The organism is Streptomyces viridosporus (genome assembly GCF_002078235.1).
Classification (GTDB): domain Bacteria; phylum Actinomycetota; class Actinomycetes; order Streptomycetales; family Streptomycetaceae; genus Streptomyces; species Streptomyces viridosporus.
Genome location: NZ_MSGP01000307.1, coordinates 1 through 13449 on the forward strand (window position 1 = coordinate 1; position 13449 = coordinate 13449).

Annotated in this window: 17 protein-coding genes; 12 read left to right on the top strand and 5 right to left on the bottom strand. The window is 70.7% G+C overall.

Going from position 1 to position 13449, the window contains the following annotated elements; all coding sequences use genetic code 11:
- Nucleotides 1-155: 155 nt before the first annotated feature.
- From B7L92_RS21770 to B7L92_RS21790, 5 genes are all read right to left on the bottom strand, one after another.
- Nucleotides 156-500 carry a hypothetical protein gene (locus tag B7L92_RS21770; protein ID WP_081239166.1) on the bottom strand — a complete coding sequence of 115 codons (345 nt, stop codon included), beginning with the start codon at nt 498-500 and terminating at the stop codon, nt 156-158.
- A 135-nt stretch (nt 501-635) separates the two neighbouring features.
- Nucleotides 636-1643: a COX15/CtaA family protein gene (locus B7L92_RS21775; protein ID WP_081239167.1), complete on the bottom strand. Its 1008-nt coding sequence runs from the start codon at nt 1641-1643 to the stop codon at nt 636-638.
- A gap of 75 nt (nt 1644-1718) precedes the next feature.
- Nucleotides 1719-2489, bottom strand: a complete 771-nt coding sequence (locus B7L92_RS21780; protein WP_081239168.1) for an ABC transporter permease — start codon at nt 2487-2489, stop codon at nt 1719-1721.
- Nucleotides 2490-2577: 88 nt separating this feature from the next.
- The gene (locus B7L92_RS21785) at nt 2578-3501 is read right to left on the bottom strand and encodes an ABC transporter ATP-binding protein (RefSeq protein WP_004989620.1); all 924 of its coding nucleotides are present in this window, start codon (nt 3499-3501) and stop codon (nt 2578-2580) included.
- Between the two features lie 31 nt (nt 3502-3532).
- Nucleotides 3533-4345: an AAC(3) family N-acetyltransferase gene (locus tag B7L92_RS21790; RefSeq protein WP_081239169.1), complete on the bottom strand. Its 813-nt coding sequence runs from the start codon at nt 4343-4345 to the stop codon at nt 3533-3535.
- Between the two features lie 161 nt (nt 4346-4506).
- Here B7L92_RS21790 and B7L92_RS21795 point away from each other — a divergent pair, with 161 nt between their 5' ends.
- The 12 genes from B7L92_RS21795 to B7L92_RS21850 all read left to right on the top strand — a co-directional run bounded on the left by B7L92_RS21795 (nt 4507) and on the right by B7L92_RS21850 (nt 13438).
- Nucleotides 4507-5220 (top strand): helix-turn-helix transcriptional regulator, encoded by a 714-nt coding sequence (locus tag B7L92_RS21795; protein WP_016826794.1) that lies wholly within the window; start codon nt 4507-4509, stop codon nt 5218-5220.
- Entirely contained in the window at nt 5217-6638 is a 1422-nt protein-coding gene (gene sufB, locus B7L92_RS21800) for a Fe-S cluster assembly protein SufB (protein ID WP_004989625.1), read from the top strand. The genes B7L92_RS21795 and sufB overlap by 4 nt, the downstream gene beginning before the upstream one ends.
- Before the next feature lie 58 nt (nt 6639-6696).
- Nucleotides 6697-7881: a Fe-S cluster assembly protein SufD gene (sufD, locus tag B7L92_RS21805; protein WP_081239170.1), complete on the top strand. Its 1185-nt coding sequence runs from the start codon at nt 6697-6699 to the stop codon at nt 7879-7881.
- Nucleotides 7878-8195, top strand: a complete 318-nt coding sequence (locus B7L92_RS21810) for a non-heme iron oxygenase ferredoxin subunit (RefSeq protein WP_004989628.1) — start codon at nt 7878-7880, stop codon at nt 8193-8195. Before sufD ends, B7L92_RS21810 begins: the two co-directional genes overlap by 4 nt.
- 7 nt (nt 8196-8202) lie before the next feature.
- On the top strand, nt 8203-8967 hold the full coding sequence (gene sufC, locus B7L92_RS21815) for a Fe-S cluster assembly ATPase SufC (protein WP_004989629.1): 765 nt from the start codon (nt 8203-8205) through the stop codon (nt 8965-8967).
- A complete protein-coding gene (locus tag B7L92_RS21820; RefSeq protein ID WP_081239171.1) occupies nt 8964-10220 on the top strand; it encodes a cysteine desulfurase in 1257 nt (418 codons plus the stop codon). Before sufC ends, B7L92_RS21820 begins: the two co-directional genes overlap by 4 nt.
- 11 nt (nt 10221-10231) lie before the next feature.
- Entirely contained in the window at nt 10232-10696 is a 465-nt protein-coding gene (gene sufU, locus B7L92_RS21825) for a Fe-S cluster assembly sulfur transfer protein SufU (RefSeq protein ID WP_004989631.1), read from the top strand.
- Nucleotides 10693-11025, top strand: coding sequence for a metal-sulfur cluster assembly factor (locus B7L92_RS21830; protein WP_004989638.1), 333 nt, complete (start codon nt 10693-10695; stop codon nt 11023-11025). The genes sufU and B7L92_RS21830 overlap by 4 nt, the downstream gene beginning before the upstream one ends.
- A 93-nt stretch (nt 11026-11118) precedes the next feature.
- Entirely contained in the window at nt 11119-11439 is a 321-nt protein-coding gene (locus tag B7L92_RS21835; RefSeq protein ID WP_004989639.1) for a DMT family transporter, read from the top strand.
- Entirely contained in the window at nt 11439-11981 is a 543-nt protein-coding gene (locus B7L92_RS21840) for a TetR/AcrR family transcriptional regulator (protein ID WP_081239172.1), read from the top strand. Before B7L92_RS21835 ends, B7L92_RS21840 begins: the two co-directional genes overlap by 1 nt.
- 94 nt (nt 11982-12075) lie before the next feature.
- Complete coding sequence (dapD, locus tag B7L92_RS21845; RefSeq protein ID WP_081239173.1) at nt 12076-13065, top strand: 2,3,4,5-tetrahydropyridine-2,6-dicarboxylate N-succinyltransferase; 990 nt, start codon at nt 12076-12078, stop codon at nt 13063-13065.
- 133 nt (nt 13066-13198) lie between these two features.
- The gene (locus B7L92_RS21850) at nt 13199-13438 is read left to right on the top strand and encodes a hypothetical protein (RefSeq protein ID WP_004989644.1); all 240 of its coding nucleotides are present in this window, start codon (nt 13199-13201) and stop codon (nt 13436-13438) included.
- Nucleotides 13439-13449: the final 11 nt, after the last annotated feature.

Below are 13449 nucleotides of genomic sequence, written 5' to 3' on the forward strand. Positions count from 1 at the left end.
AGATGTGTATAAAGAACGGGCGGGTGGGCGCGATGATCGCCTCGGGGAACGCGGGCCGGGTGTACGGGCTGGACCGGACGGGCGGAGGGCCGGGACCCCGATGAGGTCCCGGCCCGTGCCCGCCGGCTCCGGCGGGTTCGTCGCCCTGCTCGGCCCTACTTGATCGTCCAGCCCACGCTGCCGACTCCCGAGCTGTAGAACGCGCAGACGCCCGAGGACTCGCCGTACTCTCCGGGCCGCAGCGTCACCCACTGGCCCGAGACGTCCGGGGCCCGGCCGCAGACGATCTCGGCGCGGAAGGTGATGGTGCCGGCGGTGTTGTTCTTGCAGCCGACGATGCCGTGGTCCGGGTTGTTGTGGTGCACCCGGCCGTCGCAGTCGACGCCCAGCCGGGCGGCCGGAGCGGCCTGGGCCGGAGCGGCCAGGCCGCCGACCGTGAGGGCCAGCGCCGGGACCAGGGTGGCCAGGCCTGCGGTGACGATGTTCTTCCTGCGGTCCATGTGTTCCCCCGTGAGGTGGTTCTGCCGGTGGTTACCGGCTCCCAGTGAAGGGCACGGCCGGCGCGGCGTGAACCTGGGAAGTCCGAGGGTGCCGACGGGGAACGGGAACGGGGGCGGGTGCGGAGGACGACCCGCCTACGCCTTGGCCAGGGACGTCTCGGTCGCCGGTCCCGGCACCTCCGCCACCGCCCCGGGACGCTCGCGCAGCGACAGCAGGACCCGGAGCACCCAGATCCACATCACGCAGGAGCCGAACATGTGCAGACCGACCAGGACCTCGGGGAGGTCGGTGAAGTACTGCACATAACCGATCACCCCCTGCGCGAGGATGATCAGGAACAGCTCGCGGGTGCGGTCCAGCGGGCCCTTGGGGGCGTCGACCGCCTTGAGGACGAACCACAGGGCGAACGTCAGCGTCACCACGATCCACGCCAGCACGGCGTGCATCTTGCTCACCGTCTCCCAGTCGACCGGCATCCGCTCGACCTCGCTGGAGTCGCCCGCGTGCGGGCCCGCGCCGGTCACCACCGTGCCGACCGCGATCAGCAGCACGGACGCGGCCACCAGGAACCACACGAGCTGCTGCACGGCCTTGCCGACCAGCGGACGGGGCTCCGCGTCACCCTCCCGGGTGCGGTGCCACATCACGGTGGCGACCGCGATCAGCGCCGAGGAGAGCAGGAAGTGCGCCGCGACCGTGTACGGGTTCAGGCCGACGAGCACCACGATGCCGCCGAGGATCGCGTTGCCCATGACGATCCAGAACTGCGCCCAGCCCAGCCGGGTCAGGCGGCGCCGGTAGGGCTTCTGCGACCGCGCGGCGATGATCGCCCAGCCGACGGCGGCGCAGAGCACGTAGGTCAGCAGGCGGTTGCCGAACTCGATGACGCCGTGCACGCCCATCTCGCGGGTGGCGGCGATCGAGTCCTCGGTGCACTTGGGCCAGGTGGGGCAGCCCAGGCCGGAGCCGGTCAGCCGCACGGCGCCGCCGGTGACCACGATGACCACCGACATGACGAGCGCGACGAGGGCCGCCCGCCGGACCGTCCGGGGATCCGGGGTCCAGCGTGCGGCGATGAAGGCGAGCGGGTTGCGCACGGCCGCCGAGGCGTCGGCGCGAGTCACGTTTGGCACGCGTCCCATCGTAGGGCGCCGCTTGTGCACACTTTCACGAGGGTCGCCCACATCACGCCCTCCGGGGCCCCGCAGGCCCCGGGCTCACTCCCAGCGGAAGTACCTCCCGGCGGCCGCGAGTCCCGCGACCGCCCAGACGGCGAGGATCCCGAGGTTGCCCCACGGCATCCCGGCCCCGTGCTGGAGCACGTCCCGCAGCCCCTCCGACAGCGCGGAGATCGGCAGCAGGCCGAGCACGTCCTGCGCCGCGCCGGGAAACTTGTCCAGCGGCACGACCACCCCGCCGCCGACGAGCAGCAGCAGGAACACCAGGTTGGCCGCGGCCAGCGTCGCCTCGGCCTTCAGGGTGCCCGCCATCAGCAGGCCGAGCCCGGAGAAGGCGGCCGTGCCCAGCACCAGCAGCAGGAGCACCGCGAACGGGTTGCCCTGCGGCGACCAGCCGAGCACGAGGGCGATCACCGTGACCAGGAGGACCTGGAGGACCTCGGTGACCAGCACGGACAGCGTCTTCGCGGTCATCAGGCCCCAGCGCGGCAGCGGGGACGAGGCCAGCCGCTTCAGCACCCCGTACCGACGCTCGAAGCCGGTCGCGATGGCCTGCCCGGTGAACGCCGTCGACATCACGGCGAGCGCGAGGATGCCCGGGGCGAGGAAGTCCACCGTCTCGCCCTCGCCGGTGTCCACGATGTCCACGGTGCTGAACAGCACCAGCAGCAGGGTGGGGATGATCACCGTCAGCAGCAGCTGCTCGCCGTTGCGCAGCAGCATCTTCGTCTCGAGCACGGCCTGCGCGGCGATCATGCGGGGGAGCGGTGCCGCCCCCGGCTTCGGTGAGTAGGTGCCGGTGGCCGTCATGAGCGCAACTCCTTGCCGGTCAGCTCCAGGCTGTGTCCTCCCGGGGGGCGACCCCCGGGCCCCCGGCCGATCCGGGTGTGGGCCGGCGTCATGAGCGCAACTCCTTGCCGGTCAGCTCCAGGAAAACGTCTTCGAGGGTGTGCCGCTCCACCGAGATCCGGTCCGGCATCACCCCGTGCTGCGCGCACCAGGAGGTGACGGTGGCGAGCAGTTGCGGGTCGACCTCGCCGACGACCCGGTACGAGCCCGGGGTCACCTCGGCGGCCGAGGAACCGTCGGGCAGGGCTTTCAGCAGGGAGACCACGTCCAGGCCGGGGCGGCCGGTGAAGCGGAGCGTGTTCTCGGCCCCGCCCCGGCACAGCTCCTCGGGGGAGCCCTGGGCGATGACCCGGCCGGCGTCGATGATCGCGACGTCGTCGGCGAGCTGTTCGGCCTCGTCCATGTAGTGGGTGGTGAGGATCACGGAGACGCCGTCGGCGCGCAGGTCCCTCACGAGGTCCCAGGTGGCGCGGCGGGCCTGCGGGTCGAGACCGGCCGTCGGCTCGTCCAGGAACACCAGCTCGGGGCGCCCGACCACGGCCATCGCCAGCGCGAGGCGCTGCTGCTGGCCGCCGGAGAGCCGCCGGTACGTCGTGCGGCCGCAGGAGCCGAGCCCGAGCCGCTCGATCAGGGCGTCCACGTCCAGTGGGTGCGCGTGCAGCCGGGCGACGTGCCGGAGCATCTCGTCCGCCCGCGCGCCCGAATAGACGCCGCCGGACTGGAGCATCACACCGACGCGGGGCCGCAGCGCCGCCGAGTCCCGCACCGGGTCGAGGCCCAGGACGCGCACCGTGCCGGAGTCCGGCCGCCGGTACCCCTCGCAGGTCTCGACCGTGGTCGTCTTGCCCGCCCCGTTGGGGCCGAGTACGGCGGTCACGCCCGGTCGGGCCACCAGGTCGAGGCCGTCCACCGCGGTCTTCGTTCCGTACCGCTTCACCAGGGCCTGGACCTGGACCACGGGCTCACTTCGCATGGGTCACGAGTCTAGGGAGGCGGCGGGCGCCTCAGACCGCGGGGTTCTCGAACTCCTCCGCCCGGGGCCGGTGCAGCTCCAGCCACCGCTCGGCGTACGCCACCGCGTCCGCCAGCGGGAACAGCCGCGCTTCGGCCGCCCCGGCCCGGCCGCGCAGCACGGGACGGTCCCGCTCGAAGTCGTGCCCGAGCTCGTCGAACCGCTCGGAGGAGATCGACACCTCGGTCACCGTCTCCCAGCCGTCGGGACCGGGCCGGCCCACCACGACGCGGGGGGCGGGGACGCGGTACTCGGCGAGGTGGAAGGCGGTGCAGCTGTCGTATCCGGCCCCGAGCAGCAGCACCCGCGCGCCGATCCGCTCCAGGGCGGCCAGCGGGCTGCGCTCCCCGAGCCGGCAGTCGGTCGCGTGCCCGGCGACGACCTCGGCGGCCCGCGGGCCCACCGCCGCGAACGACGTCTGGGGGTGCGCGCTGCGCAGGGCGCCCGGCCAGGTCCGCACGGTCTCCGGGACCACCCCCACCCCGCGTGTGGGCGTGGTCAGCGGGTCGTACGCGGGCATGGTGGCCCGGATGGCCGCCCACCACTCCTCGGGCACGGCCGGCGCCTGCCACAGCGCCGGGTCGGAGAGGTGGCCGGACTGGGCGGGGACCACCAGCGTGCCGTCCGGGCCGAGTGCGTCGAGCAGCGCCCCGACGGCCGTGACCGGACCGCCGTTGACCCAGCCCAGGGAGCTGAGCGAGGAGTGCACGAGGAGGGTCTCGCCCGGCCGCACGCCGAGCTCGCGCAGCTGCGCGGCGAGGCTGTCCCGGGTGACGAGAGGGCCGGTGGGAGAAGCTGCGGGCATGGTCCGTGAGTCTCCCGGACACCACCGCCGGACGCCACCGAATTGATCGATCAAAGATCGTTTCCGCAGGTCACCTTAGGTTCACCTAAGTGACGCAGCGCACCGTGGGGCCGTCAGGGCGCGGCTTGCCGGGCCCGGATGAATTACGCAACAATGGCGTTGTGAAAAACGTCGGCGAGTCCCCCCACGAGGAACTGGCGACCGGAGAGCGGTCCACCCGCAACCGGGTCGCCCGTTCCATCCTGGACCACGGGCCCTCGACCGTCGCCGAACTCGCGGAGCGACTGGGACTGACCCAGGCGGCCGTGCGCCGGCACCTCGACACCCTGACCACGGACGGTGTCGTGGAGGCGCGTGACCGTCGGGTCTACGGCGCGCGCACGCGCGGGCGCCCGGCCAAGGTGTTCGCCCTCACCGACTGCGGGCGGGACGCCTTCTACCAGTCGTACGACCAGCTCGCCGTGGACGCCCTGCGCTGGATCGGGGAGAAGGAGGGCGGGGACGAGGCGATCGCCGCGTTCGCCCGCGCCCGGATCGCCGCGCAGGCGGGCGCGTACCGCAAGGCGGTCGAGGCCGTACCCCCCGAGAAGCGCGCGGAAGCACTGGCCAAGGCGCTCAGCGCGGACGGGTACGCTGCAACGGCGCGCAGCGCACCGGTCGGCGAGCAGCTCTGCCAGCACCACTGCCCGGTCGCCCACGCCGCCGAACGGTTCCCGCAACTGTGCGAGGCCGAGACGGAATTTTTCGCCGAGCTCCTCGGTACGCATGTGCAGCGGCTGGCGACCATCGCGCACGGCGACGGCGTCTGCACGACGTTCATCCCCAAGATTTCCCACCACGCATCTGCAAGCACGTCCGGGAGGAACCCCGCATGACTCTCCCCACGGAGACGGCCCACCCCGAGCTCGAGGGTCTGGGCAAGTACGAATACGGCTGGGCCGACCGTGACGACGCCGGTGCGTCGGCACGCCGAGGTGTGGACGAGGACGTCGTCCGGGACATCTCCGCGAAGAAGGACGAGCCGGAGTGGATGACCAAGCTCCGCCTCAAGGGCCTGCGCCTGTTCGAGAAGAAGCCCATGCCGAACTGGGGCTCCGACCTCTCCGGCATCGACTTCGACAACATCAAGTACTTCGTGCGCTCCACGGAGAAGCAGGCGGAGTCCTGGGAGGACCTGCCCGAGGACATCAAGAACACGTACGACAAGCTGGGCATCCCCGAGGCCGAGAAGCAGCGCCTGGTCGCCGGTGTCGCCGCCCAGTACGAGTCCGAGGTCGTCTACCACCAGATCCGCGAGGACCTGGAGGAGCAGGGCGTCATTTTCCTGGACACCGACACCGCCCTGAAGGAGCACCCCGAGCTCTTCAAGGAGTACTTCGGCACGGTCATCCCGGCCGGTGACAACAAGTTCGCCGCGCTGAACACCGCCGTGTGGTCCGGCGGCTCCTTCATCTACGTGCCGAAGGGCGTGCACGTCGAGATCCCGCTCCAGGCCTACTTCCGGATCAACACCGAGAACATGGGCCAGTTCGAGCGGACCCTGATCATCGTCGACGAGGGTGCCTACGTGCACTACGTCGAGGGCTGCACCGCCCCGATCTACAAGTCGGACTCGCTGCACTCCGCGGTCGTCGAGATCATCGTCAAGAAGAACGCCCGCTGCCGCTACACGACCATCCAGAACTGGTCGAACAACGTCTACAACCTGGTCACCAAGCGCGCCGTGGCCTACGAGGGCGCGACCATGGAGTGGGTCGACGGCAACATCGGCTCCAAGGTGACGATGAAGTACCCGGCCGTCTACCTCATGGGCGAGCACGCCAAGGGCGAGACCCTGTCCATCGCCTTCGCCGGCGAGGGCCAGCACCAGGACGCGGGCGCCAAGATGGTCCACATGGCCCCGAACACCTCGTCCAACATCGTCTCCAAGTCGGTGGCGCGCGGCGGCGGCCGCACCTCCTACCGCGGTCTGATCGAGATCGGCGAGGGCGCCCCGGGCTCGAAGTCCAACGTGCTGTGCGACGCGCTGCTCGTGGACACCATCTCCCGCTCGGACACCTACCCCTACGTGGACGTCCGTGAGGACGACGTGTCCATGGGCCACGAGGCGACCGTCTCCAAGGTCTCCGAGGACCAGCTCTTCTACCTGATGAGCCGCGGCCTGTCCGAGGACGAGGCGATGGCGATGATCGTGCGCGGCTTCGTCGAGCCGATCGCCAAGGAGCTGCCGATGGAGTACGCCCTCGAGCTCAACCGGCTGATCGAGCTGCAGATGGAAGGCGCGGTCGGCTAAGCACCAGCGCCGTTCCGTCAAGCCCCTTACGCACAGGAAAGCGAGCACTACGACAGCCATGGCTGAGGCTCAGAACATCCCCGTGGGCTCCACCACCACGGGCTCGATCGCGGTCGCCGCCGAGTCGACCGTCGCCACCCGCATGAGCGCGCCCCCGTCCTTCGACGTGGCGGACTTCCCCGTCCCCCACGGCCGCGAGGAGGAGTGGCGGTTCACCCCGCTGGAGCGGCTGCGCGGTCTGCACGACGGCACCGCCACCGCCACCGGCGAGGGCGTCAAGGTCGCCGTCGAGGCGCCCGAGGGCGTCACCGTCGAGACCGTCGGCCGCGACGACGCGCGGCTCGGCCGCGCGGGCACCCCGGTGGACCGGGTCGCCGCCCAGGCGTACTCCGCCTTCGAGCAGGCCTCGGTCGTGACCGTGCCGAAGGAGACCGTCCTCGCCGAGCCGATCCGCATCGCGGTGCACGGCGAGGGCGGCACCGCCTACGCCCACCAGGTGATCGAGCTCGGCGCCTTCGCCGAGGCCGTCGTGGTCATCGACCACACCGGTGACGCGGTGCTCGCCGCCAACGTCGAGTACGTCCTCGGCGACGGCGCCAAGCTGACCGTCGTCTCCGTGCAGGACTGGGACGACAAGGCGGTGCACGCCGCCCAGCACGACGCCCTCGTCGGCCGCGACGCCTCCTTCAAGTCGGTGATCATCACCTTCGGCGGCGACGTCGTCCGGCTGCACCCGCGCGTCACCTACGCCGGCCCCGGCGGCGAGGCCGAGCTGTTCGGCCTGTACTTCACCGACGCCGGCCAGCACCAGGAGCACCGCCTCCTGGTCGACCACAACGTCCCGCACTGCAAGTCCAACGTCGTCTACAAGGGCGCGCTCCAGGGCGACGACGCGCACGCCGTGTGGATCGGTGACGTGCTCATCGAGGCCAAGGCCGAGGGCACCGACACCTACGAGATGAACCGCAACCTGGTCCTCACCGACGGCGCCCGCGTCGACTCGGTCCCCAACCTGGAGATCGAGACCGGCGAGATCGTCGGTGCCGGCCACGCCTCCGCGACCGGCCGCTTCGACGACGAGCAGCTGTTCTACCTGATGGCCCGCGGCATTCCGGAGAAGGACGCCCGCCGCCTGGTGGTCCGCGGCTTCTTCGCCGAGCTGGTCCAGCAGATCGGCGTCCCGGACATCGAGGAGCGTCTGATCGCCAAGATCGAGGAGGAGCTGGAGGCGGCGGTCGCATGACCTTCCGACGCGCCTGTGGGCTGAGCGAGCTGGAGGAGGACACCCCGAAAAGGGTGGAACTCGACGGCACGCCGGTCTCCCTCGTACAGACCGGGGGCGAGGTGTTCGCGATCCACGACATCTGCTCGCACGCGAACGTCTCCCTCTCGGAGGGCGAGGTGGACGACTGCCACATCGAGTGCTGGTTGCACGGCTCGCGTTTCGACCTCCGTTCCGGCAAGCCCGACGCCCTTCCGGCGACGCGCCCCGTCCCCGTATACCCCGTAAAGATCGAAGGGGACGACGTGCTCGTCTCCCTCACCCAGGAGTCCTGAGGCACCCATGGCAACGCTTGAAATCCGAGACCTGCACGTCACCGTCGAGGCCGACAACGCCACGAAGGAGATCCTCAAGGGCGTCGACCTCACCGTGAAGCAGGGCGAGACGCACGCCATCATGGGCCCCAACGGCTCGGGCAAGTCGACCCTCGCCTACTCCCTCGCGGGTCACCCCAAGTACACGATCACCGGCGGCACCGTCACCCTCGACGGCGAGGACGTCCTGGAGATGTCCGTCGACGAGCGCGCCCGCGCCGGCCTGTTCCTCGCCATGCAGTACCCGGTCGAGGTCCCCGGCGTCTCCGTCTCCAACTTCCTGCGCACCTCCGCCACCGCCATCCGCGGCGAGGCCCCCAAGCTGCGCACCTGGGTGAAGGAGGTCCGGGAGGCCATGGAGCGCCTCAACATGGACCCCGCCTTCGCCGAGCGCAACGTCAACGAGGGCTTCTCCGGCGGTGAGAAGAAGCGCCACGAGATCCTCCAGCTCGAACTGCTCAAGCCGAAGGTCGCGATCCTCGACGAGACCGACTCCGGCCTGGACGTCGACGCCCTGCGGGTCGTCTCCGAGGGCGTCAACCGCGTCCGTGAGAGCGGCGAGGTCGGCACCCTGCTGATCACGCACTACACGCGCATCCTGCGCTACATCAAGCCCGACCACGTCCACGTCTTCGCGAACGGCAGGATCGCCGAGTCCGGCGGCGCCGAGCTCGCCGACAAGCTGGAGGCCGAGGGCTACGAGGCATACACGAAGGGTGGCGCATCCGAGTGACACAGCTGCCGGGCCTCCTCGACACCGAGGCGATCCGCAAGGACTTCCCCGTCCTGGACCGTCAGGTCCACGACGGCCGGAAGCTCGTGTACCTGGACAACGCGGCGACCAGCCAGAAGCCGCGCCAGGTGCTGGACGCCCTGAGCGAGTACTACGAGCGCCACAACGCCAACGTCCACCGCGGTGTGCATGTGCTCGCCGAGGAGGCCACGGCGCTGTACGAGGGCGCGCGCGACAAGGTCGCCGAGTTCGTCAACGCGCCGAGCCGCGACGAGGTGATCTTCACCAAGAACGCCTCCGAGTCGCTCAACCTCGTGGCGAACATGCTCGGCTGGGCGGACGAGCCCTACCGGGTGGACCACGAGACCGAGATCGTCATCACGGAGATGGAGCACCACTCCAACATCGTGCCGTGGCAGCTGCTCGCGCAGCGCACGGGCGCGAAGCTGAAGTGGTTCGGCCTCACCGACGACGGCCGGCTCGACCTGTCGAACATCGACGAGGTCATCACCGAGAAGACGAAGATCGTCTCCTTCGTGCTGGTGTCCAACATCCTGGGCACCCTCAACCCGGTCGAGGCCATCGTGCGCCGCGCCCAGGAGGTCGGCGCCCTGGTGTGCGTCGACGCCTCCCAGGCCGCGCCGCACATGCCGCTGGACGTCCAGGCGCTCCAGGCCGACTTCGTGGCCTTCACCGGCCACAAGATGTGCGGCCCGACCGGCATCGGGGTGCTCTGGGGGCGCCAGGAGCTGCTGGAGGACCTGCCTCCGTTCCTCGGCGGCGGCGAGATGATCGAGACCGTGTCGATGAGCTCGTCGACGTACGCCCCGGCCCCGCACAAGTTCGAGGCGGGCACCCCGCCGGTCGCCCAGGCGGTCGGTCTCGGTGCGGCGATCGACTACCTGTCGGCCATCGGCATGGACCGGATCCTCGCCCACGAGCACGCCATCACCGAGTACGCGGTCAAGCGCCTGTCCGAGGTCCCGGACCTGCGCATCATCGGCCCCGCCACGGCCGAGGACCGCGGCGCCGCGATCTCCTTCGTGCTGGGGGACATCCACCCGCACGACGTGGGCCAGGTCCTCGACGAGCAGGGCATCGCGGTCCGGGTCGGCCACCACTGCGCGCGGCCGGTCTGCCTGCGGTACGGAATTCCCGCGACCACGCGAGCGTCCTTCTATCTGTACTCCACTCCGGCCGAGGTCGACACACTGGTCGAGGGTCTGGAGCACGTACGGAACTTCTTCGGATGAGGGGCTGAGGCGTGAAGCTGGACTCCATGTACCAGGACGTGATCCTGGACCACTACAAGAACCCGCACGGGCGGGGCTTGCGGGACGGCGACGCCGAGGTGCACCACGTCAACCCGACGTGCGGCGACGAGATCACGCTGCGCGTGAAGTACGACGGCACGACCGTCAGCGACGTCAGCTACGAGGGGCAGGGCTGCTCCATCAGCCAGGCCAGCGCCTCCGTACTGAACGACCTGCTGGTCGGCAAGGACCTGTCCGAGGCGCAGCGGATCCAGGAGACCTTCCTGCAGCTGATGCAGTCCAAGGGGAGGATCGAGCCCGACGACGCGATGGAGGAGATCCTGGAGGACGCGGTCGCGTTCGCCGGGGTGTCCAAGTACCCGGCCCGGGTCAAGTGCGCCCTCCTGAGCTGGATGGCGTGGAAGGACGCGACGGCCCAGGCGCTGGGCGCCGACGCCGAAAGGACAACCGCATGAGCGAGACCGTGGAGATGAAGCCGGCCTCGGAGGAAGAGCTCCGTGAGGCCCTGATGGACGTCGTCGACCCCGAACTGGGCATCGACGTCGTCAACCTCGGCCTGATCTACGGCATCCACGTCGACGACTCCAACGTGGCGACCGTCGACATGACCCTGACCTCCGCGGCCTGCCCGCTGACGGACGTCATCGAGGACCAGGCGAAGTCCGCCACGGACGGCCTGGTCAGCGAGTTGCGGATCAACTGGGTCTGGATGCCGCCGTGGGGCCCCGACAAGATCACGGACGACGGCCGTGAGCAGCTCAGGGCGCTCGGCTTCAACGTCTGAGACGCACGGCACCAGAACACGGAGAACGGCGGCGCCCTTGGGGCGCCGCCGTTCCCCGTCTGCGGCGGACCGCCGTTGTGTACGCTCGTACACATGGGATACCTGCTGCTGGCCGGCGCGATCGTCGCCGAGGTGTGCGCCACCACCGCCATGAAGTACAGCGACGGCTTCAGCAGGCTCTGGCCCTCGCTGCTGACGCTGCTCGGCTACGTCGTCTCCTTCGCCCTGCTCGCGCAGACGCTGCGGACCGTCGCCGTCGGCACGGCCTACGCCATCTGGGCCGGGGTGGGCACCGCCGCCATCGCCACGATCGGCGTCCTGTTCCTCGGCGAGGGGCTCACCGCGGCCAAGGCCGCCGGCATCGCGCTGATCATCATCGGCGTGGTGGTGCTGAACCTGGGAGGAGCGCACTGATGACCCGGCGCCACGACCCCGAACGGCGGCAGCGGATCATCGACGCGGCGATCCGGGTCGTGGGCCGCAGTGGCATCGCCGGGCTGAGCCACCGCAGCGCCGCCGCCGAGGCCGACGTACCGCTCGGCTCCACGACCTACCACTTCAAGACCCTCGACGAACTGCTCGTCGCCGCACTGCGCCAGACCAACGAGGGTTTCGCCAAGGCGGTGGCGGCCCGCCGGACCCTGATGGACCCCCGGACCGACCTGGCGGCCGAACTCGCCGCCCTGATCGGCGAGTGGCTCGCCGGCGAACGCACCGGCGTGGAGCTGGAGTACGAGCTGTACCTGGCCGCCCTGCGCCGCCCCGCTCTGCGCCCCGTCGCGGCCGAGTGGTGCGAGGAGGTCACCGAACTGCTCTCCCGCCGCACCGACCCGGTCACCGCCCGCGCCCTGGTCGCGCTGATGGACGGCATCTGCCTCCAGGTCCTGCTGACCGGCGGGCCCTACGACGAGGAGTACGCCCGGGAGATGATGGCGCGCGTCGTCCCCGGAGACTGAGCGCGCCCTCCCCGCCCGGCGGGGTGCGGCCCGGCACGTGAGACGCCGGTGCACCAGTTCGCATCGCCGGGTCCCGGCCGGTTAGGTTGCCCTCATGACCGACACGACTGCTCACAGCACCACCGGCGCCGTGGCCGCCGGCCTCGCCACCATCGCCGCGGACGGCACCGTCCTCGACACCTGGTTCCCCGCCCCCGAACTCGTCGCCGAGCCCGGACCCTCCGGCACCGAGCGGCTCTCCGCCGAGCAGGCCGCGGAACTGCTGGGCGGCGGCGCGGCCGCGGCGATCGGGCCGGACGCCCGCCGGGGTGTCGAGGTCGTCGCGGTCCGCACGGTCATCTCCTCGCTCACCGAGAAGCCGATCGACGCGCACGACGTCTACCTGCGCCTCCACCTGCTCTCGCACCGCCTGGTCAAGCCGCACGGCCAGAACCTGGACGGCGTCTTCGGCTTCCTCGCCAACGTCGCCTGGACCTCGCTCGGCCCGGTCGCCGTGGACGACGTCGAGAAGGTGCGGCTCAACGCCCGCGCCGAGGGCCTGCACCTCCAGGTGACCTCGATCGACAAGTTCCCGCGCATGACGGACTACGTCGTCCCCAAGGGCGTCCGCATCGCCGACGCCGACCGGGTCCGCCTCGGCGCCCACCTCGCCGAGGGCACCACCGTCATGCACGAGGGCTTCGTCAACTTCAACGCCGGCACGCTCGGCACGTCGATGGTCGAGGGCCGCATCTCCGCCGGTGTCGTGATCGGCGACGGCTCGGACATCGGCGGCGGCGCCTCCACCATGGGCACGCTCTCCGGCGGCGGCAACGTCGTCATCTCCGTCGGCGAGCGCTGCCTGATCGGCGCCGAGGCGGGCGTGGGCATCGCGCTCGGCGACGAGTGCGTGATCGAGGCCGGCCTCTACATCACCGCCGGCACCCGTGTCACCCTGCCCGACGGCCAGGTCGTCAAGGCCCGCGAACTCTCCGGCGCCTCCCACATCCTCTTCCGCCGCAACTCCGTCACCGGCACGGTCGAGGCCCGGCCGAACAACGCGGTCTGGGGCGGGCTGAACGAGGTCCTGCACAGCCACAACTGACCCGGTCCCCGTCCCGTCCTCTCACGTACGGGTTACTCCCCGTGACTTCGGGGTCGTTTCGGCAGATGAACGGGTGGACGCGAAGTCCGATCGGATGCCGGGACGACCGGCCGAGGAACATGGGGAGCGGGCAATGAGGAACGAGCGGGCGCGGGGCGTACTCCGCTGGACGGTCGGGGCGCTCGGGGTGGTCGCCGTGCTGGTGCTGTGCGGGACGGTGGCCGGTGCCGCGTACGCGGACGAGACCACCACCGGCTCGCACAACGGGCCCCGGGTCGGACTCCTCAACGTCGACACCGGACAGGTCGACGACCCCGCGGAGGACGTGCTGGAGCACTTCCTGCTGTTCGGGGACGGATACGCCTGGAACTGACGGTTCCCGGT